18 protein-coding genes are annotated in these 21,535 nt (G+C 61.4%); 9 read left to right on the plus strand and 9 right to left on the minus strand.

Going from position 1 to position 21,535, the window contains the following annotated elements; translation table 11 throughout:
• Nucleotides 1-2 precede the first annotated feature (2 nt).
• Nucleotides 3-863: an efflux RND transporter periplasmic adaptor subunit gene (locus tag E0H22_RS00250; protein WP_233023789.1), complete on the plus strand. Its 861-nt coding sequence runs from the start codon at nt 3-5 to the stop codon at nt 861-863.
• Between the two features lie 43 nt (nt 864-906).
• Here the strand turns inward: E0H22_RS00250 and E0H22_RS00255 are convergent, their stop codons facing one another.
• The gene (locus tag E0H22_RS00255) at nt 907-1,773 is read right to left on the minus strand and encodes a caspase family protein (RefSeq protein WP_233023790.1); all 867 of its coding nucleotides are present in this window, start codon (nt 1,771-1,773) and stop codon (nt 907-909) included.
• 338 nt (nt 1,774-2,111) lie between these two features.
• Here E0H22_RS00255 and E0H22_RS00260 point away from each other — a divergent pair, with 338 nt between their 5' ends.
• The 4 genes from E0H22_RS00260 (at nt 2,112) to E0H22_RS00275 (ending at nt 6,851) form a co-directional block, all read left to right on the plus strand.
• Nucleotides 2,112-3,863, plus strand: a complete 1,752-nt coding sequence (locus E0H22_RS00260; protein ID WP_233023791.1) for a hypothetical protein — start codon at nt 2,112-2,114, stop codon at nt 3,861-3,863.
• A gap of 94 nt (nt 3,864-3,957) precedes the next feature.
• Nucleotides 3,958-4,683: a thermonuclease family protein gene (locus E0H22_RS00265; protein WP_233026568.1), complete on the plus strand. Its 726-nt coding sequence runs from the start codon at nt 3,958-3,960 to the stop codon at nt 4,681-4,683.
• Nucleotides 4,684-4,743: 60 nt separating this feature from the next.
• Nucleotides 4,744-5,604 (plus strand): LssY C-terminal domain-containing protein, encoded by an 861-nt coding sequence (locus tag E0H22_RS00270; RefSeq protein ID WP_233023792.1) that lies wholly within the window; start codon nt 4,744-4,746, stop codon nt 5,602-5,604.
• Between the two features lie 68 nt (nt 5,605-5,672).
• Nucleotides 5,673-6,851, plus strand: coding sequence for a pyridoxal-phosphate-dependent aminotransferase family protein (locus E0H22_RS00275; protein WP_233023793.1), 1,179 nt, complete (start codon nt 5,673-5,675; stop codon nt 6,849-6,851).
• Between the two features lie 215 nt (nt 6,852-7,066).
• Here the strand turns inward: E0H22_RS00275 and E0H22_RS00280 are convergent, their stop codons facing one another.
• The 4 genes from E0H22_RS00280 to E0H22_RS00295 all read right to left on the minus strand — a co-directional run bounded on the left by E0H22_RS00280 (nt 7,067) and on the right by E0H22_RS00295 (nt 13,208).
• A complete protein-coding gene (locus E0H22_RS00280; protein ID WP_430715296.1) occupies nt 7,067-8,344 on the minus strand; it encodes an MFS transporter in 1,278 nt (425 codons plus the stop codon).
• Nucleotides 8,345-8,410: 66 nt separating this feature from the next.
• Nucleotides 8,411-8,911 (minus strand): PRC-barrel domain-containing protein, encoded by a 501-nt coding sequence (locus tag E0H22_RS00285; RefSeq protein WP_233026570.1) that lies wholly within the window; start codon nt 8,909-8,911, stop codon nt 8,411-8,413.
• Between the two features lie 256 nt (nt 8,912-9,167).
• Entirely contained in the window at nt 9,168-11,369 is a 2,202-nt protein-coding gene (locus tag E0H22_RS00290; protein ID WP_233023794.1) for an amylo-alpha-1,6-glucosidase, read from the minus strand.
• A gap of 72 nt (nt 11,370-11,441) precedes the next feature.
• A complete protein-coding gene (locus tag E0H22_RS00295) occupies nt 11,442-13,208 on the minus strand; it encodes an ABC transporter ATP-binding protein (protein WP_233023795.1) in 1,767 nt (588 codons plus the stop codon).
• A gap of 301 nt (nt 13,209-13,509) precedes the next feature.
• On the opposite strand from E0H22_RS00295, the gene E0H22_RS00300 reads away from it, so the two are divergent.
• The 4 genes from E0H22_RS00300 to E0H22_RS00315 all read left to right on the plus strand — a co-directional run bounded on the left by E0H22_RS00300 (nt 13,510) and on the right by E0H22_RS00315 (nt 17,526).
• A complete protein-coding gene (locus tag E0H22_RS00300; protein WP_233023796.1) occupies nt 13,510-14,574 on the plus strand; it encodes a glycosyltransferase family 4 protein in 1,065 nt (354 codons plus the stop codon).
• Between the two features lie 169 nt (nt 14,575-14,743).
• Entirely contained in the window at nt 14,744-16,324 is a 1,581-nt protein-coding gene (locus E0H22_RS00305; protein ID WP_233023797.1) for a Na+/H+ antiporter, read from the plus strand.
• A 105-nt stretch (nt 16,325-16,429) separates the two neighbouring features.
• Entirely contained in the window at nt 16,430-17,179 is a 750-nt protein-coding gene (locus E0H22_RS00310; RefSeq protein WP_233023798.1) for a glucose 1-dehydrogenase, read from the plus strand.
• 167 nt (nt 17,180-17,346) lie between these two features.
• A complete protein-coding gene (locus E0H22_RS00315) occupies nt 17,347-17,526 on the plus strand; it encodes a hypothetical protein (protein ID WP_233023799.1) in 180 nt (59 codons plus the stop codon).
• Here the strand turns inward: E0H22_RS00315 and E0H22_RS00320 are convergent.
• The 4 genes from E0H22_RS00320 to E0H22_RS00335 form a co-directional block, all read right to left on the minus strand.
• Nucleotides 17,523-18,899, minus strand: coding sequence for an FAD-containing oxidoreductase (locus E0H22_RS00320; protein ID WP_233023800.1), 1,377 nt, complete (start codon nt 18,897-18,899; stop codon nt 17,523-17,525). The two genes, E0H22_RS00315 and E0H22_RS00320, sit on opposite strands and share 4 nt — an antisense overlap.
• Nucleotides 18,900-18,985: 86 nt before the next feature.
• Nucleotides 18,986-19,918: a glutathione S-transferase family protein gene (locus E0H22_RS00325; protein ID WP_233023801.1), complete on the minus strand. Its 933-nt coding sequence runs from the start codon at nt 19,916-19,918 to the stop codon at nt 18,986-18,988.
• 19 nt (nt 19,919-19,937) lie between these two features.
• Nucleotides 19,938-20,144: a hypothetical protein gene (locus E0H22_RS00330; RefSeq protein ID WP_233023802.1), complete on the minus strand. Its 207-nt coding sequence runs from the start codon at nt 20,142-20,144 to the stop codon at nt 19,938-19,940.
• Nucleotides 20,145-20,254: 110 nt separating this feature from the next.
• Nucleotides 20,255-21,535 carry an MFS transporter gene (locus E0H22_RS00335; protein ID WP_233023803.1) on the minus strand — a complete coding sequence of 427 codons (1,281 nt, stop codon included), beginning with the start codon at nt 21,533-21,535 and terminating at the stop codon, nt 20,255-20,257.

The following is a 21,535-nucleotide window of genomic DNA, read 5'->3' on the forward strand; positions in this document are numbered from 1 at the left end:
TCATGTTGAAGCGCCTCCTGCTCGCGACAGCTCTCTTTTCACTCGCGACGCCGTGCCTTGCCGCCGACGAGACCGACCTCGCCAAGGGCGCCACCGTTACCGTGCTGGCAGCATCCAAGCAGTGTTTCGCCGATACGGTCGATGTCGCAGGCCTGCTGCTGCCGCGCGAGGAAATCTCGATCCGGCCCGACCGGCCCGGCCTGAAGGTCGCCGAAGTGACGGTCGACGCCGGCGAGACTGTCACCGCCGGCCAGATCCTTGCAAGGTTGACCTCACCGGATGGCGGTTCTGTCCAGCTTCAGGCGACTGTCGCCGGTCTCGTCAGCTCATCGACAGCCGTGGTGGGCACCATGGCCTCAGCCCGCGGCGAAGCGCTGTTCAACATCATTTCGCGCAGCGAATTCGACTTCATCGGTCAGGTGCCCACCCGCGATCTACCGAAGCTCAAGGTCGATCAGACCGCGAAGATCAAGGTCATCGGCATCGGTGAACTCGATGCGAAAGTCCGCCGCGTCGCTCCGTCGGTGGAACCGAACAGCCAGCTCGGTCAGGTGGTGATCGCGCTGAACTCGCCGCGCCGGCTGATGAGTAACTCCTACGCGCGCGCGATGATCAAGACCGGGGAAAGCTGCGGCGTCGCGCTGCCACTTACCGCGATCCTCTATAGCTCGGGCGGTACCGTCGTGCAGGTGGTGCGTCGCCACCGGATCGAAACGCGGCGCGTCGAGGTCGGACTGTTGTCCGGCGGACAGGTCGAAATCCGCGAAGGCCTCAATGAAGGCGATATCGTCGTCGCACGCGCAGGCGCCCTGCTGCGCGAGGGCGACCCGGTACGGCCAGTGACGGCGACTGCAGGGAAATGATCCGGTCCGCGGCGCGGGACGATAACGTTCACCCAGATGGAGTTTAGCTGCCCGCGCGAGCCGTCACAGCGGCGCCGAACTTAACGTCGTCGATGAGCGACGACGACACGGCAGGCACCTGCTCACCGTCCGAGGCGCGGGTGACAGCGGTACGGGTATTCGTGAACGCGGCTTCGGCGCTGACCGGCTTCGCCTTCAAGTTCTTCAACAGTTCGGTGGCAAGCAGGCTGTTCTGGCCTTCGATATCGTCAGCGACCTTGCCCGGCGTTGCCGAGGTGAGGATCAATGCCTTCTCGGGCAGATCGATGGGTGCGAGACCGCGCGAATAGGCGCGGAAGCGGCGCTCGTAGGGATTGCGGCGGGATGCATCGAGCACCACCAGCTTGGCCTGTGCCCCTTGCTCCTTCATCACATCGAGTACGGATTCGACGCTCATCCCCTGACGCCGCACATCGCGTTCGCGCCAGATCGCCGCATCGACCGGGATCATGTAGCTCTGGCGACCGACCTGCACACCGTAACCGCCGAAATACAGCATCACCGTGCTGTCGGGCTTGATCTTGTTCTTCAACCGCTCGACGGCGCGGATCATGTCATCGCGCGTGGCATCTTCGATTACATCGACATCGAAACCATCCTGACGCAGCGCATGTGTGACAGCGCGTGCATCGTTGATCGGCTGCTGTAGCGGCGAGCCCGCATCCGGATAGTGACCGTTGCCGATAACCAGGGCCAGACGCGAGCTGTTCGCAACGCTCTGCGTCGTCTCAAGACCGACGGCAGCGCGGGCGGAATCCATCACATGCTTGTTCAGCGCGGCATGAGCGCCGAGCGCGAGCGAGACCAGACCGGCAAACGCCACGGTGATGGTGATCGATCGACGGGAGATGCGAAATTGCCCTAAGTGCATAACGTCGTTTCCTGCTCATCATCTACGCGCAACCATTTGGTCGTACGGACGTCTGATAGGTTTGATGGGATGCCGAACCAATGAGGAGCAAATGTGCTCAACTTGCGGCACCGCAACGAACCCGCTGTTAACCCGTCAGGATCAACCGGGCAACGGGTAAAGGGCTCCATTTAAGACAGGGTTACCGACGCACCGGAACCGTCATGCGTCTTCAACAATTGCGGTTCCTGCGAATTCATGCTGGATTTCAAGGGCTTGCAGGTGTCGGGAGACATTTCGGCGCATTTGGCGGCGGTCCATTTCAAGACGTGCGCAGACGTCGCACCGAAAGATGCTCCATGACTGTGACCCAGTTGGTTCGCGCCGCCTTCGAAACGCTGACTGCCCGGAAGAACGGACCGACACTCTATGACCTGTGCGACCCCATTCTTCGCCATCCTGGTACCGGCGACGCCCATATCGTCAAATTCTACAATACGGCGCTCGGGAACCCGGCACTTCGGTCATTGCTGCGACGGACCGGCCTGCCCGAATTGAGCGATCCCGACCGTTTCAAAGCCCTCCAGAACGCTCTGATCGCTGCCCGGGACGATGCCATGCCGGATTGGGCGGCAATCGGTCGGCCAGTGGCCGAGCTGCTTGATACCGTCAGCCTGACGCATCCGGCTCCGCCTCAAGTACCGGCGGCCGGTTGCGCACCCCCGATCGATCAGATCGACGACGTGATCCGCAGTTGCGGCAAGCATCTGCTGGGCTCTTTTGAAAAAAATGGCTTCATCCCGACCTATGCGGCCTTCAATCTGATCGGCGATCCCGACATGCATGGCAGGGAGTTCCTGATGGCGCTGACCGGGTTGAATGCCCGCGGTTACAAGAACTCGACCCTGCTGTTTACGCTCGCACGCATCTTCATCGCCCGCTCGCCCGCGGCGAAACTGATCAATCCGCCCTGGACCGGTATTGCCGAGCTGATGTGGGAGCCGGTGCAGATTCGCCATCGCTCCGCCTATTACGACGCCTTTTTCACCGAGGCCCTGCTTGCTTTCGGCGAGACCGGACTATCAACCCGCGATCAGCTCGCAAAATCGCGCTGCGCCATCGATGCGATGATCGAGTTCTGCCTTGTCACTTCACGCGAGGAGGTGAAAGCGCATGACGGCAGCAGGGTCCATGTGGTCACGGCACTGGCGCCGCCCCCGCATCCACGCTTCAGTCGTTTCTTCGCACAGATCAAACAGGATCTCGGCTTCGGCATCTATGTGCCGGACTGCGACACCACGGCTTGCTCGTTTTCTGCCGCAACGCAGGCCGGTTCGAACGATCCTGTTCTCGATCAACCGCTGCTCGACTTCTATGCGGGTTATCAGGTCAACGAAGGCAGCAACGAACCGCTCGTCACGGTGCCGATCAACGACACCATCAATTATGACGGCGCCATCGCCACCTGGATCGACAATCTCGACGGCCAGCGCCCCTATGGCAACGATCTGGACCCCACACTCAATCTCGATGTGCTCGAAGTTTCGTTCCGCAACTGCACCCGCTGGCAGATACTGGAAACACCCAAGCGGCTGTTAACAGTGCAGCGAATTATCGGTTTTCAACGACGGCTCGTCGAATCCGGCGCCTTCGCCGATCCGAAATCGCATATCTATTATCTGCCGGAGCTCTACTGCGCTTATTTCGGCCGCTGCTACGCGGCATTTCGCGCACTGCCCGACGATGCGCAACGCAAGCTCGATCCCGACAATACATTCGAATTCATCAAGCCACACATTCTCGCTTATGTCGCAGAGGAAATGATCGCCCGCGAGATGAACGTGTTCGACGCGGCCCTCGCACTGATGACGCTGGGCCATCTCGGCGGCGACATCGCGCTCTTTGTTCCGCCGTTGCAATGCATCATTCGCAACCATGGCGAAGGCGGCCGCAAGGGACCTTTCAAGGCCTATGAATGGAACAAGATGAAGACACCTACCCGCATTCTGGTTGGCGGACCTGAAGTCACTTCGGCTTTCGTACTTATGGGTCTTGCCCTGGCGCGGCCCGTACTACAGAGCCGCCAATCGTCTCCGCTCGCGCGGAGTTGAGACAATCTATCCATCGCGCTCTGGCATCCGCGACGAAATGGCGGCACTGTTCTTCGATTGTCGTCACGATCCTGTAATTCAAGGCCTCATGCGCATGTCCCGCCTGTTCTGCTTCGTCCTCCTCATTCTCAGCCTGCCGACATTGGCTGAGGCCGCCGATGTCACCGGCGTTCCGAAGATCCGCGACGCCAATCAGGTCACCATCGGCAACACGCGTATCCGTCTCGCGGGATCCGACGCTCCCGGGCTCGATCAGCTATGTCTCAATACTGATAGCGAACGCTGGAACTGCGGCGTCGCCGCCCATGATGCGCTGGTGGCGCGGGCGAGCGACAAGATTTGGACCTGCCGCCCGCAACGTACCGATCGTTTCGGTCGCACCATCGCCAAATGCGAGGCCGACGGTGAAGACATCGCGCAATGGCTGGTGAAGAACGGCTGGGCGCTGTCCTATGTTCGTTTCTCCCATGCCTATGATGCGGACGAGAAAACGGCTCGCGAAGCACCGATCGGACTTTGGACCGGCGCCTTCGTCGCGCCGTGGGACTGGCGTGTCCGCAATAAGAAAGCGGGGACACTCGGCGCAGTCAAACCGACGCCCGAGACGCTACCGATCCTGCTTGCATCGGCATCTGGCGCCACACCGCCCTCGCCAGCCTGCCGGATCAAGGGAAATGTCAACCGCTCCGGCGTCTGCATCTATCACACTCCGGAAAGCCGCTGGTATGCCAAGATCAAGATGCGCGTCAGCAAGGGCACACGCTGGTTTTGTTCTAAAGAAGAGGCCGAAGCCGCCGGTTGCCGCGAAACTCGTCGATGATCCAATCGCCCGGCGATGACATCACGGCGCTGACGTGGCAGGGTCCGCCGGCGATTCCCCATGGGCGAGATCTTGGACCAGCCGGACAGCCATCCCATAGCAGAGCAGCAGCGCCGTAGCCGGACCTATCGGGCGCTGCGGCTGACGCTGCTTGCCGGGATCATCTATGGCGGCATCGCATATTTGCTGTTGCCCGAACTCTGGACTCACTATGAGCACCAGCAATCGCTGGCCGGCATGCCGATGACCACCATGACCCCGCAGGGCATTCCCGGCGATCCCATCAATATTGGCCTGATCGGCGACAGGAAGGACGTCATCTGCGCTATGCATGCGGCAGGCTGGTATCCGGCCGATCCGGTGACGCTGAAATCGTCGCTCGAGATCATCGGCAGCGTGCTGCTCGATCGCCCCTATCATAACGCGCCGGTGTCACCGCTGATCTATCTTGGCCGCCGCGAAGATCTCGCTTTCGAGAAACCGTCCGGCACCAGTCCCGATCGTCGCCATCACGTGCGACTCTGGCTGGTGCTTGAGAAAGGGCAGGAGGATCGCCCGGTTTGGCTCGGCGATGCCACCTTCGATCGCAGCGTCGGCATCAGCAAGTACACCGGGGCCATCACCCATCATATCGCCGCAGATGTCGATGCCGAACGTGCGCTGCTCGCCGACGATCTCGAAAAGGCAGGTATGGTGGAGGCCAAGTATCAAGTCACCGGTGTCGGTCCCACTATCGCCGGCCGTAATGGCGGCGGCGATCTGTACTTCACCGACGGCGAGATCTGGATCCAGCGTCTCGTGGTCGGCTGCGCGAAGCGCAGCGAGCCACCCGAAACGATCCCGAGCCCGGCCGCGACCGAAATCAAGGACCAGATCTTCCGCGCCGTCGCGAACGTGATCGGCCCGACATCGACAAACTGATGACGTCACAATATTGATTTTGCCCCGTGCCATGCGACGATGGCCGATCAATTCAACAAGGACAAAAAATGGTCGTTCGCGCAGGTCGTGAGTTTCTCGCCATCCCCGGCCCTACCACCATGCCAGACGAAGTGCTGCGAGCAATGCATCGCCCGCCGCTGGACATCTATTCAGACGCCATGGTGCAGCTTACTCACGGGCTGCTCGACGACCTGCGTACAGTGTTCGCGACCAAAGGCCGAACCTATATCTACATCGCCAACGGTCATGGCACATGGGAAGCGACTCTCACCAATGTCTTGTCGCGTGGCGACAGGATTCTGGTGCTTGAGAGCGGCCGTTTCGCCGTCGGCTGGGGTAATGCAGCGCGCCTCATGGGCGTCGACGTCCAGAGCCTGAAGGGTGACTGGAATCGCGCCATCCGGCCGGCCGAGGTCGAGGCGGCGCTGCGCCAGGATGTCGAGCACAAGATCAAGGCTGTCCTCGCCGTGCAGATCGACACGGCATCGGGTGCCTATAACGATATCGAAGCGATCGGTAAGGCGATCAAGGCTGCGGGCCATCCGGCGCTGTTCATGGTCGATGCGGTCGCTTCGCTCGGCTGTATGCCGTTCGAGATGGATGCCTGGGGCATCGATGTCGCGATGTCCGCCTCGCAGAAGGGGCTGATGACGCCGCCAGGCCTCGGCTTTGTCGCAGCCAACGACCGCGCCCGCGAAGTGCACAAATCGGCCGGCTTGCGCACACCCTATTTCGACTGGACCGAGCGCGACGGCAATGAACATTACCAAAAGCATTCCGGCACGGCGCCGGTGCATCTGATGTTCGCCCAGCGTCAGGCGCTCGACATGCTGTTCGACGAGAAACTGGACAACGTATTCCAGCGCCACCGCTTGCTGGCGGATGCTGTGCGGCGCGCGGTAACCGTCTGGGCGGAAGGTGGCGCACTCAGCTTCAACATTACCGCGCCGAAAGAACGCGCCAACACCGTCACGACGATCAAGATGGCGAATCCGGCGCCACTGCTCGCCTATTGCCGGGAGAAATGCGGCGTCATTCTCGGCGTCGGCATCGGCGATCTGCAGGGCAAGGCGTTTCGCATTGCCCATATGGGCCACGTCAATGCACCGATGATCCTCGGAACGCTCAGCGTTGTCGAAATGGGCCTGCAGGCGCTCGGCATCCCGCATGGCAAGGGCGGCGTGACGGCGGCCATCAACTATCTCGGCGAGAACGTGAAACCTTAGATCGTTTGCGACCATGATAGAGCCGTGTCCCGGGCGCGCTGCAGCGCAGGCGATGCGACGCGTCGCCGACAACGCTGCTGCGCAGAACCGGGACCGTGCAAAGCGTGGCGTTTGTTGCGGTCCCGGCTCTGCGGAGCGGCATGCCTGCGAAGCTTCGCTTCGCTTGGAATGCCGCGTCGCGTCCGGGACACGATTCCATCAAAACAAAAACTGCGCTAGGCCTCGCCCGCTTCACGATGATCTCGCCTGGTTTCCGGCATCACCAGCAGGATGAGCAGAAAACCCAGCGCTGCGACACAGGACAGGCCGACAAAAGCGACCGGCGCACCGAACCTGTCCGCCACATAACCCGCGGTGACGGTGCTGAGCGATGCACCGATGCCGGTCGCGGTACCAATGATCCCCTGCGCCAGATTGAATCGACCGCGACCGAAAGTGATATCGGATACGATCAGCGGAATCATCACGGCAAAGACCGCTGCGGTGATGCCATCGAAGATCTGCACGGCAACGAGCGCAAACGGATCGGTCACTACCGAGAATAGCAGACCGCGGATCGCGAGCGCTGTGAACGCCGCCAACAACAATGGCCGGCGCCCCCATTGCTGGGCTTTGCGGCCGATCGTCGGCGAGGTCGCAGCGACAAAGGCCTGCGGCACCACGATACAGAAAGCGATGAGCGCCGGGGCCCAATCGGCCGAGCGCGTGGTGACGACGCCGGCCATCAACGGCAGCATGGCCGCATTGGCGAGCTGGAGCAACAGCACGGCGCAGCCAAAGATCAGCAAAGGTTTCTGGCGCACGAGATCGCGGAAGCGAAACGGTGGGGTGTTCTCGTTCTGCCCGGTCGCCTGACCATGAGCACGCGCCGGATCGATCTCCTGATGGCGAATACGCGACAGCGCATAGAGCACCGGAATCGCCAAAAGGAACGTGACGATGAACACCGAACGGCTCGACAACAGATAGCCGCAAGTCCCCATCACCGCGGCCGCCACGCCATTGCCGAGCGATGCGAAGCGCGCATTCCGACCGAGACGTTCACCGATGCGCATCGGCCCAACCAGACCGAGACTGATCGCAGCTATCGCAGGGCCGAGCACGCAGCTCGCCATGGCATGCAACGTCGCGGCCGTGGCGACGACAGGGAAAATCGGCAGCGCCGCATAAGCGAGCGCACAACAGGCGATCGTGCATACCGCGGCGCCAGCGACGAGCCGTGTCGAACGCACGGCATCGATGATAGCGCCACCCGGGATCTGGCCGAGCAGCGCGATGATGCCGCCGATCGACAATACGAAGCCGATTTCGACCTGTGTCCACTTCTGCGTGGTCAAGTAAACTGCGACGAAAGGCCCGAAGCCGGTCTGCACATCGGCGAGGAAGAAGATGAACCAATCGAGCCCGCGCAGACTCTGTCTCGAAGGCTCCGGCGGTCGGCGATCCGGCCTCTTGTCTTCAGTCTCCGGAGCGATCCGGGGAGCGCACGCAATCTCCGGCACCGCCTCGTTCTCGGGCCGGATACGGTCGGGAGCACGTGTGGTCGCCTGAACCGCCAATTATCGCTCCTGCATGGTAATGGGCGGAAATTTCAGCGGCGTCAGCGTACCGGACGCACCGAGAACGACGATCGGTTGATCGTCCTTGTATTCCGGCGCGGCCCGCACCTGTTCGCGCGTCAGATCGAGCGTAATGCTCGCGGTCTTATCGGCCACGTTCCAGAAATGCAGCGCTGCCCAATCGACCACGATCTTGCGCGAGCCGACACCGAGAAACCCGCCGAAGTCGATGACGGCGCCGCGCACCTGCCCAGCGCGGTCGACGATGACATCGGCGATGCGGCCCATGTTCTCGCTGGCCGGACTGCGCACATCCCGCCCGAGAATCCCTTTGGCATCGAATGCATCGATCACCGTCACCGACGGCGGCTTGGCGGCAGGCGGCACCGCATCGGGCTTTGCGGCATCCTGCCGTGGTGCGAGAGCCGGAGAAGCGGACTTCGCAGGATCACTCGCAGCAGGCGGCGCAACCGCTTGCGCAGGCGGCGACTGCTGCTCCAATGTCGGCGCGGGTGGCGGAACCGCTTGCTGCGATGGCGGCGGTGCCGGGTTGGCGGCAGGCGTCGAATCCGACGGCGCAGCCGGTGACGATGGCGTCGTATCGGAGTTGGACGATGGCACAGGTGCATCCGCCGCGAAGGCCGCAGCATTCACCGCCAATACAGCAAGCATTCCGGCAACAAGACGGATTGCGGGCATGAACAGTTCCTCACTCAGACTCGTCGCTGACACCAAACGCGACAGCGACCCGAACGCATCAATGCGTCAACACCATCGAAACCCGGATCTGGCCGCGGCTGCGAAGCACCTCCAGCGATACGTCGTCATGATGCTTCCGCAGGCATATATCGACGCTGGATTCGCCGAGCCGTACATCGCGCAGGATCACCTGCTGCAGAAACGATGGCAGCCGTGGATCGCGGAAGCGGATTTCGCCGCGCGCAATGTCGAATTCAATTCCGAGCGCCGCCTCGAGCAGGGTGAACGGCGTCGCGCTCGCCCAGGCCTGCGGCGCGCAGGCCACGGGATACAACGTCGGACCACGGCGTTTCTCGCGCTGGAAGCCGCAAAACAGCTCCGGGAGACGACGCAAATCCATGTAGGTCGCCGTGTCGAACAGGCCCTTGAACACCGTTTCGACCGAATGTTTCAAACCATAGCGTGCCAGGCCCAGCGCGATCAGGGCGTTGTCATGCGGCCATATCGAGCCGTCATGATAGGACATCGGGTTGTAGCGAGCTTCACCGCGAGCGATGGTGCGAATGCCCCAGCCGGTGAAAAAATGCGGTCGCATCAAATCCGCGGCGACCATCCGCGCGCGCTCTTCGCGCACCATGCCGGTAAACAGCAACTGACCGGCATTGGACGAGCGGACCACACAGGGCAGCTTGGCGCCGTCCAGAGCCAGCGCATAGGTGCCGATCTCCTCGCACCAGAACGCGGCCTCGAAGCGATCGGCGAGTTGCCGGGCTTCGGCCTCAAGTTGTTTGGCGCGCTCTACCAGCTGCAGTCGCAGTGCCATCCGCGCGGCGAGGTTCTTGGCCGCATAAACATAACCCTGCACTTCGGCCAGCGCGATATTGCCTTCGGCAAGCTTGCCATCGGCATGAAAGATCGCGTCATACGAATCTTTCCAACCCTGATTCTGCAGTCCTTGTTCGGTGGCACGCTGATATTCGACGAAGCCATCCTGGTCGGGGTCACCGGGCCCATCGATCCATCCCAATGCGGCCTCCACGGCCGGCCACAGCGCGCGCAGCGTCTCTTCGTCGCCCGTGCGTTCGACATAGAGGCCGGCCAGCAGCACGAAAAGCGGTGTCGAGTCGACACTTCCATAATATTGCGCGAACGGAACCTCGCGCAGCGCCGCCATTTCTCCGCCGCGCATTTCATGCAGGATCTTGCCGGGCTCGGCATCGTTCTCAGGGTTGATTTCTCTCGCCTGGAATGCCGCCAGACGCGACAGCACACCCTTCGCCACGCGCGGATCGATCCATAGCATCTGCAACGCAGTGATCAGGCCATCGCGGCCGAACGTGGTCGAATACCAGGGAATGCCGGCATAGGGGTAACGCCCCTGCGGCGTATTGGTCATGAGGATATTGAGATCGCCCATGGCCTGACACAGCACCTCGTTGAAAATGTCGTTCGAGGTCTCGATTGTGGTTGCACCCTTGCTGAAATTGCGCATCTCGCGACGATGCGCCAGCAGGCCACGGAGAAACGGCACTGGCTTGTGATCAAGCTCGACATTGCAACTCGCCGCAACGAACAGCGACGTCACTTCCTGCGGCTCAAGCTCGAAACGATAGGTCGCCTTGTTTGCCGACAATTGCGACGGACGCGGATCGAAAGACAGCATCGTGCGCAGCGGCTTGCCGTCGAGACCGGTATATTCCAGCGCGACATGGCCGGGATCGACGAGACGGCTTGTCGCGACACCGCGATGTTTTCTCTTTTCGCCGCGAACTTCGAACAGATCGGCGAAGTCGTTGTCGAAACAGAGTGTCAGATCGAAGCCGGCACGCGCGTTGCCGTGATTCTGCAAGCCGATCCGCTGATAGGCCGCACCGCGCCATAGAAAGACGGTGCGCACGATATGCAGCATATCCTTTTGCAGGATGATGCGCCCGTTGCGATAGATGTCCGGATTGGTGAGATCGATGGTGAGCGAGGAGTTGTCGTCGCGCAGATTGGAACCGAGCAGAAGCGGCTGGACATCGTTCAGCGCGAGTTCGAGGCGAGCCAGATAGCGCGTATCCTCGTTAAACAGGCCATCCGGCCCCCCAGCGGAAGCGCCGATGTCGCCATGACTGTCGAGCACGGCGAAGGTATCGTCGTGCTTCAGCGCGCGCCGCGGCCGCGAGGCGGGACCTGTCATCGGAATGTAGAACGGCGACTCCGCGACCTTCTGATCTGCGAGTACATCGCGTTTGGCAGCGGCGGCTTCGACGGGCATGGATGACCTCGGCCAGTTGAATGGACATAGCGATACGCATGCGGAAACGCATCACGCAGATTAGCTGAGTCGTCAGGCCGCGTGGGCGGCGAGACGGCTCATTTCCTGCGTCACGAGCTCGCGATACGGCCCTTGTCCCTGCATCAGGATGTCCGGCTTTCCGTCCTCGATGATCTTGCCGCTGCGCAGCACGACCACGCGGTCGAAATTGCGCAAGGTCGCCAGACGATGCGCGATGGCGATCACCGTGCGACCGCGCATCAGACGCGCCAATGCCTCACGGATGGCTTCCTCCGACTCGCTGTCGAGCGCGGCCGTCGCCTCGTCGAGCAGCAGAATAGGTGCGTCCTTAAGGAAAGCGCGCGCGATGGCGATGCGCTGCCGCTGTCCTCCCGAAAGCTTGACGCCACGATCGCCGACCATGGTGTCGAGGCCTTCCGGCAGCTGCTCAATGAAATCGCAACGCGCATCGATGGCAGCCTGCATGACCTCTTCGTCCGTCGCATTCGGGCGGCCGTAACGGATGTTTTCGAGAATCGAACGGTGGAACAGCGAAATATCCTGCGGCACGACCGAAATGGCATGGCGCAGACTCTGCTGTGTGACGCGCGAAATATCCTGGCCGTCGATGCTGATGTTACCTTCCTGTACGTCGTAGAAGCGCTGAAGCAACACGAACAGACTCGACTTGCCCCCGCCGGACTGGCCGACCAGACCGACACGCTGGCCGGCATTAAGCCGCAACGTGAACCTGTCGAACACCTTGTGTCCACCGGGATACTGGAAGGTGATGTTGTTGAAGGCGATGGCTGCACCCGACTTCACCAGCGGTTCGGCCTCCGGATGGTCGCGCAGTTCATGCGGCACCAGCAGCGTCGCAACAGCCTCCGACAGACGGGCGATGTGCTGGGTGACGTCCACCAGCGCAACGGCGAGATCGCGTGTGGCATGGAGAATGGAAATACCGAGCGTGCAGATCAGCACCACTTCGCCTGTCGAAGCACCGCCGCGCTGCCAGAGCAGGATGGCCCAGCCAAGAAGACCGACGGTCAGCACCACAGTAATCGCCGCGTGGACAAGACGCAGACGTTCGAGATAGCGCAAGCTGCGACCGCGTGCGTAAAGCTCGCGATCCACGGTGTTGTCGAAACGTTTGTGTTCGAAGTTCAGTCCGCAGAAGGCACGAACGAGCGGCAGATTGTTCACCACATCGACCATTTCGCCATCGACCGATGCGGCCTTGTCGGCAAAATCGTTGTGCAGGCTCTTGCCGGCGGCGGCCATCCTGAACATCAGAGCGACGACGGCGCCGGCAATGACCGTGAGACCCGCCGCCATCGGCAGACTGACCGTTCCAATCAGCAGGATGGCAGCGAAGGTCGCCACAATCGGCGGCATCACGTTCCAGATGAACATGTTCTCGATGGTAAAAACCGCGTTCGACGTTGCCGTGATCCGGCTGGTCAGCATGCCCGGCAGACGATCCGTGAAATAGTTCGGCGCATGCCCGGTGAGATGGCGAAAGATATCACGCCTGAGATCACCGGTAACATTGACGAAAGTGTAGCTGGCGATCCAGCCGGCAAGGCGCCACAAAAACATATCCGCGGTAATCAACGCGATCAAAATACCGAATGCCCACCAGATCAGTGTTCCTGCATTCGACGGGCCTGCAGAAAGACCATCGACCAGATTCTTGATTCCGTATTGCGTGCCAACCGAGCAGGCGACGGCACCGAGAATGGCTGCCAGGATGATGGAATGCGAGAGCGCGCGCTTTCTGATGTACCGCATCACGAAAGCGAAAGGGCGGTGCGCATAACCGGAGAGACAATCCATTGCGTTACTAAACCCCTTGAACAGCGATGAAACTAACGAACGGCGGCGCGACCCGTGAACGACGGCGCTTCAATCGCAAATTCCCCATGCTCTCGCCTTTCCGGCGCAACAATCGACCTGCACCACTGGTTCCGCGAAACTGAAAGAGCGTGATGGCAACAGCAAGACGACAGTGTGAACGAAAATCGCCGACGCAGAAGGAACTTCGCAGCTGCGAGAACGTTCCGTCGCCTGGCAAATCCGTTCCCGCCGACGTCTCCAGGTTCGCTAGCCCCTCACTTCCAACATGGGAGATATGTAAATGCGCATCGCGCAAGTGGCTCCACTGACTGAAGCCGTTCCGCCAAAGCTTTATGGCGGCACAGAACGTGTCGTGCATTGGTTGACCGAAGAGCTTGTCGCGCAAGGGCACGACGTCACGCTTTTCGCCAGCGGCGATTCACAGACAACTGCCAGGCTCGATGCCGGTTGGCCGAAGGCTTTACGCCTCGATGGCTCGGTACGCGATCCCAACGCATTGCACATGGAAATGCTCGAACGCGTCCGTCGCAAATGTGACGACGGGGAATTCGATATCCTGCATTTCCACCTCGACTACTATCCGTTCTCACTCTTTTCCCGACAACCGACGCCATTCGTGACGACGCTCCATGGCCGCCTCGATCTGCCTGAGCACCAACCGACTTTCACGACCTTCTCGAAGATTCCTGTCATCTCGATCTCCGATGCGCAGCGTCGTCCGGTGCCGCAGGCAAACTTCATCAAAACCATCTATCACGGCCTGCCCGAGACTCTGCTGACACCCCAGGCCGTCAAGCCAGGTTATCTGGCCGTCCTCGGCCGCATCGCGCCCGAGAAGGGCGTGGATCGCGCCATCAAGATCGCCATCCGCGCCGGCGTACCGCTGAAGATCGCCGCCAAGATCGATCGGGCCGACGAGGAGTATTACGAGGTCGTGGTGAAGCCCCTGATGGATCATCCGCTCGTCGAGTTCATCGGCGAGATCAGCGATCGCGAAAAGCCGGAATTCCTGTCGGGGGCCTATGGACTGCTGCTGCCGATCGACTGGCCCGAGCCATTCGGCCTCGTGATGATCGAAGCCATGGCCTGCGGCACGCCGGTGATTGCGTATAATCGCGGCTCGGTGCCGGAAATCATCGATCAGGGCCTCACCGGCTTCATTGTCGAGGACGAACTCAGCGCCGTGAACGCCGTCGGCCGCCTGGCCGATATGGATCGGGCGGCGATTCGCAGGCATTTCGAGACGCGGTTCACAGCGCGTCGCATGGCGCAGGACTATGTCGAGGCCTATCGCAGCCAAATGGAGCAGAAGACACAGCTCCGGCTGGTCAGCAGCGCCGAATAATCAGCGATTATTCCAACGACGAAGAGAGCGGCCGCAAGGGCCGCTCTTTTCGTATGCGGCGACCATCGCCAGATCGCTGCCGCCATCGCAGTTTTGCGAGACGACAGAATGGACTGCGACCTTCGGTCGCGCCATAAATGGGGCGTCCTCTGCAGCCCGATAGGTCCTCATGTCCGCCGTCGTCCGTTTCGAAGTCATCCTGCTTCTGATGGCCGTCATCGTCGGGCTCGATCTCGTGGCCCGGCGTCTGCAGCTGCCGCGCGCGGCCGCGCTGATCCTGGGCGGCATTGGTCTTGCGCTGATCCCTGGCACACCGGATCTCGAAATCGATCCTGAACTCGTTCTGGTGCTGTTCCTGCCACCACTGCTCATGTCGAGTGCCTGGTTCACCTCGTGGCGCGATTTCCGCGCCGATCTGCGCATCATCCTGCAGCTCGCGGTCGGCGCGGTGTTCTTCACCACGCTCGTCGTCGGCGTCGTCGCACACCTGGTGATACCGGACCTGCCATGGGCCGCCTGTTTCGCGCTTGGTGCGATCGTTTCGCCGCCGGATTCCGTCGCCGCCAAGGCAGTGCTGCAGAAGGTCGCATTACCTCACCGGATCATCGTGTTGCTGGAAGGCGAGAGTCTCGTCAACGATGCATCCGGGCTCGTGCTGCTGCGGTTCGCCGTTGCCGCGGCGTTGACGGGCTCGTTCAGCGCCGGCGCCGCGACTATCAGTTTCTTCACGGTCGCGATCGGCGGCCTGGCGGTCGGCGTCATCTTCGCGTTTGGCGCGCTGATGGTGATCAAACGCATCAAGGAGATCGATCTTGCGATCGCCTGGACCTTCCTGATCGCCTGGATTTCCTATATCGCCGCCGAACGGCTGCATGTCTCCGGCGTGCTCTCGACGGTGGCCTGTGGCATGATCCTCGGCTGGAAACAACACGAATTCTTCGGCGCCGCTCTGCGCACCCGCGCGACGGCGACATGGAGTGTCGTCGTTTTCGTACTGGAATCTCTCGTGTTCATCCTGATCGGCCTGTCCCTGCGCGGCGTGCTGCATCGTCTTGGCGGGCCTGACGCGCTGGCTGCAATGGCGCCAGCGACGGCCGCGATCATCGCCGCGGTGATCCTCGCCCGGTTCGTGTGGATGTATCCCGGTACATATCTTCCGCGCATGTTGATGCCGAAACTCCGCGCCCGCGACCCCGCTCCGCCATGGTCGATGCCATTCGTCATGAGCTGGGCCGGCCTGCGTGGCGTTGTCAGTCTCGCCGCCGCGCTGTCCCTGCCGGAACAGTTTCCCGGCCGTGACATGATCCTGGCGATCACATTCGCCGTGATCCTGGTAACGGTGTTGATACAGGGGTCGACGCTGGCGCCGATCGTTCGCTTCCTGATGAAGGGCGATTACAAGACGCATCACCGCTCCAGACTCAGCGAAGCGCAGGCCCGTGCACGCGTCGCCGCCGCGCAGTTTGCTGCGATCGAGAAAGCGTCGCGCAATGACGATGGCACCCATCGGCACCCGCGCCTGTTCGAGCAATACACCTACCGGAAGAGCGCTGCAGCACGTTATGCCGAGGAGGCCGAAACGCTGTCTTCGCAACGCACCGACCACTATGCGACCGTGCTCGCCGCCATCGAGGCCGGCCGCCATGAGCTCCTGCGGATGCATCGTGCCGACGAGATCCATGACAGCGTGTTGCAGGCCATCGAGGAAGGACTCGATCTCGAGGAAGTCAATGCGAGACGGCATCTCTGACCCATGCCGAAGCTTCCCACCAAGCGCATCAGCCTCTAATCTTTCGCCATTGCTGTCAGTTCACACAACACGCGCGGCCAGCGCGCGGCAATGGGAGAAAACCTCATGAGACTTCAGGGCCTGTCCACCATCGTCACCGGCGGCGCATCCGGCTTCGGCGCCGAGATCGCGCGCGCCTATGCGCGCGAAGGCGCCAGGGTCGTGATCTTCGATCTAAATGCCGATGGCGCAAGGAAAGTGGCTGACGAGATCGGCGCCAGCGCAATCGCGCATGGCGGCAGTGTCGCCAACAAGGCCGACGTCGATGCCGCTGTGAAACTCGCGGTCGACAAATTCGGCAAGCTCGATGTGGTCGTCAACAATGCCGGCTGGACCTTCCGCAACAAGCCGATGCTGGAGGTGACAGAAGAAGAATTCGATCGGGTCTTCGACGTCAATGTGAAGTCGATCTTCCTGATGACCAATGCCTGCGTACCCGTCATGAAGAAACAGAAGAGCGGCCGCATCATCAATATCGGCTCCACCGCCGGCGTGCGCCCACGCCCCGGCCTCACCTGGTACAACGCCTCCAAGGGCGCGGTGAACCTGATGTCGAAATCGATGGCCGTGGAGCTTGCGCCCGACGGCATCCGCGTCAACTGCATCGCACCCGTCATGGGCGAAACCGGCCTGCTGGAAGCGTTCATGGGGGTGCCGGACACGCCGGAGAATCGCGCCAAGTTCATCGGCACCATTCCGCTCGGCCGCATGTCTCGCCCGTCGGATATCGCCAATGCCTGTGTCTATATGGCGGGCGAGGAATCCGAATTCCTCACCGGCGTGATCCTGCCGGTCGATGGCGGCCGAACCATCTAGGAAATTCGTAAACCATCGAATCCGGTGAGATTCGATTCACCAATTCCTTTAAGCAGTTCAGCCCAGGTTCATGCGATGATGTCTGCATGATCGAGGGACAAACCTCGGCAGGGAAGGCGTCAGGGTCAGGCCGGTCAACGGCCTGGCCCCGCTCTTTGGGGATCATCATGGCAGCAAAGAAGAAAGTGGCTCCGCGCAGGAAAGCGGCGTCATTTGAGCCCGTGCATCCGGTTTTCGCCGTTTTGCGCACCGCGACCCGCAGTGTCGTCAACATGGCGGTCGTCAGCACGGCCTGTGGCATGACGCTGCTGACCTTGATGGGCGTGTTGAAGTTCCAGCTCGCCTAGGCACTCTTCATACTGCCCAGCAGTGTCGGGATCAGTTCCGACACCGTGGGATGCACCGGCACCGCCCATTGCAGTTCAGTATAGTCCGCGCCGGCATTCATGATATCGAGAATGCCGTGAATGGCCTCATCGCCTGAGGTGCCTAGGATCGCGGCGCCGAGAATTTTCTTCGACTGCGCATCGACGATCACCTGCATCTTTCCGAAGGTCTCACCTTTTTCCACCGCGCGGCCCACATGTTTCATCAGCCGCTCGCCGATTAGCAGCCTTTTGCCCGTGGCTTTCGCCTGCGTCACCGTCATGCCGACGCGTCCAAGCGGCGGATCGATAAACAGCGCATAGCCGGGAATACGATCGCTGACTTTCCGCCTCTGGCCGTCGAGAAGATTGGCGACGATAATTTCGAAATCGTTGTAAGCGGTATGCGTGAAAGCACCGCGACCGTTGCAATCGCCCATTGCGTAGATGCCAGGGACACCGGTCGCAAGACCATCGTCGACCTTGATGTAGCCACGCTCGTCCACTTCCACGCCGGCTTTGTCGAGACCGAGATCGTCGGTGTTCGGCTGCCGTCCCACGGCTAGCAGCACATCGCTGCCGATGACCTCTGGCTCCCCCTCGCTGCAATCGACGCCGACGGCAACGCCATCCGGATGCGGCTTGAAAGTGATGCATTCGGCGCTGGTCCGAACATGAATGCCTTCGGCTTCCAGAATCTCGCGGATCATCTCGGAAATATCGGAGTCCTCGCGCGACACCAGACGCGGTCCCTTCTCGACCACCGTCACCTCCGCGCCGAAACGGCGGTACATCTGCGCAAATTCGAGACCTATATAGCTGCCGCCGACCACGACGAGATGTTTTGGCACCCTGTCGAGCTTCAGCATGCCGCTATTGGTGAGATACGGCACATCGTTCACACCCGGGAAATCCGGCACCACGGGACGACCGCCGACATTGACGAAGATCTTCGGCGCCGTCAGCAGCTCATCGCCAACGCGCACGGTGGTTGCGGATTCGAAACGCGCATGACCGTCGAACACCGTGCAATTCGTCATCTTGCGCAACCAGACTTCGACTCCGCTCCGCGAGTCCATAGTGACCTTGTCGGCACGCGCGCGCACCCTGACCATGTCAATGCGCACGGGCGCATCGATCATCACGCCGTATTCGCTGCCACGTCTTGCAAGATGCGCCGCATATGCACTCGCCACCATGGTCTTGGTCGGCTTGCAGCCGGTATTGACGCATGTGCCACCGAACAGATGACGCTCGATGACGGCCACTTTCTGCCCGGCCGCTGTCAGGCGACCAGCAAGCGGAGGACCCGCCTGACCGGTACCGATGATGATGGCGTCAAATTGATGTGCCATGTCCAGACAGCCTCCAAATGAATGCGAGCTTCCGTTCAAACCTTATTGGCACATATTCCAAGCGAAAAAACGGCGTCTGGCTCCGCTCAGGCCGCGGCCACGGCCACGGCCACGGCGAAGCCGATGCGTGGGAAATGAACCGCGACCACTCCGATTTCCGGATCTTCGCGGCGGATGATCACGCGCTCGCGATTTGCTGCGAGACATGTGCCTTTCACGGTATCGAAACCCCAGTCGGTCGGCGTCACCACCAGCGGCATCCCGATCGGCCACTCTGATGCCGTATCGCTCACAGGCTCCGGTTCGATGGCGCGAGCCACATCGAGCGCTGCGTCCGGTGTCATTGTCTGAGCGCCGCCATGCCCGAGGGCAGCGATACGATCCATCCATGTCAGCACGCCCGGATAATCGGACAGGCCTTCGTTCTCGCCGAGATTGCCACGCGCATACCACAACGGGTGATAGACGGCGACATCGGCCAGTGAAAGCTGTTTGCCGAGAATGAAGGGACCGCCCTCGGCAAGACATTGATCAATCCATGCCAGATGGTATCGAAACTGATCGCGCAACGATGGCACGCGTGGACGCATCTTTTCGCTGTCCCAGCCATCGAACCTGCCGGCAGTGAATGTCGCGCGATCGGCGTGCAGTTCCGGCGGAAAACGATCGCCATTGATGCCGAAGACGAGACCGAGCGATGTCGCGAACAAGGCCTGGTCTGCCCAGCCAGCGATCATGTCGGCACGGCCGCGTGCCCCAAGCGGATACAATGAGGGATCGGGAAAGCGCCGCTCGAGTTCGGCAAGGATCAGCCGCGTATCACAATAGATGTCGGCGCCAATCTGCAGCACGGGAATGCGCCGATAGCCGCCTGTCAACGGGATAAGCTGCGGCTTCGGAGCCATGCGTGGCTGCTCCACCGAGCGCCAGCGCAGGCTCTTCGCCCCGAATGTGATCCGGACTTTCTCGGCGAATGGCGAACGCGAATAGTGATGAAGAATGAGATCTGGCGCTGCCACCCGCGAGACGATCCGTCAGTCAGTGTTTGGTCGCTGACGATGCATCCTGCATCGCCTCGAATTCGGCGAGCGGATAGACGAGGCCGTCCGGGCTCGTGATCTCGATATCCCAGCTGCCATCTTCCAGCAGCTCCTTGGCTTTCTTGACGGCGCCCGCAGCGTTGTCGCGGCGGAGTGATACGGTGCCGGACGTGTCAGTCCCTTTGACGAAGAAAGGCAAGTTCATCCTCCCTCTGCAAATCTACTGTCCGCGGCATCATCGCCGCGTCACACGATATCTGATCACAAGCCGATGCGTCGCGCCAGCAACTTGAAAGTGACGCCAGCGCGACATCTTCACGGTTTCGCGCGCAAGGTAGACGGGCGTGTCAGTGCGAAGAAGATTAAAGCGCCGGTGGTCAGACATACCGCCATGACAATCAGTACCGCCGGCAGTCCCCAATAGGCGGCGACTGGACTGGTAATCGACTGCATGACTGCCGTGCCAAGAAAGAAGGCCAGATTGGAGGCCGACAACGCCTTGCCGATGTTCTCGGGTGCAACGGCTTGACGGACCATGCCATAGATGAGCGGCTGCATGGCAACGAGGAAACCGAACGTTACCAGCAACACGCTATCGACAGCCACCGGCAGCAACGGAACACCGAGCAGACGCGCAAGCGGGTAGCCGGGTGCGCCGGACGCCATGATCAGCAGCAGAGCGGCGGCAACCAGATGCACGCCGAGCAACAGCACGCGGCGGCCGCCGAACTTGCGATCGATGATGCCCGATACCACCGGCGCGATCACCAGCGCGATGGTAAATAGCAGCAGCACATTGCCGGCCTCGATGCGCGACAGGCCCTTGATTGTCATCAACCAGGGCCCGGCCCAGAGCCCGCGCAGCACAAGCTGCATTGCCAGCGATACGAAAGCGAGGATGATGATGCCGCGCAGTGCCCGCGACAGACCGAGACGCAACACCGAAACCATTTCAACACCGAGAGCCCGCTGCTGTCCCTCCGGCCGCACGATCGGCACGATCACGGCAATGAGACCTGCCACGATGACGGCAGCGGCGGCCGCAGTCCAGTAACCGGCACGCCAGCCCCAGTGCTCGACGACATAGGCCAGCGGGCTGGCGGACAGCAGCAGGCCGGAATTCCCGAAGGACAGGATGATACCCGACCACAAGCCGAACTGCGCCGCCGTCAACCGCTTGGCCGCGAGCGTGATCGGGCACATCAGCATCCCCGACGTCGCCATACCGATCGTGGCCTGCGAAACGAAGAAGGACAGCGGGCCGGTCGAGAAGGCAGCGATCGCCGCACCGACGATCGTGCCTGCGAACAGCACCAGCGACACTGAGCGAATGCTGTAGCGATCCAGCGCAACACCGACCGGGATCTGCAGCATGGCGAAGAAAAAATGATAGGCTGAGGTCAACGCCGCCAATGTCTGCGGGGTGACGCCGAGATCGGGCGCCATCACGTCGATCGCCAGAGCCGGCGTGGTCCGCAGCATGTTGGACAGCACGTGCCCGCAAGTGAGAATGAGCAGCGCAGCCATCAGCGCCACGCTGACGCGCGGTTCGGCAGCTTCGGGCTTTGCGGGAGACAGAGTTTCGGCAGCAGTCAT

The sequence above is a fragment of the Rhodopseudomonas boonkerdii genome, assembly GCF_021184025.1.
Lineage (GTDB): Bacteria > Pseudomonadota > Alphaproteobacteria > Rhizobiales > Xanthobacteraceae > Tardiphaga > Tardiphaga boonkerdii.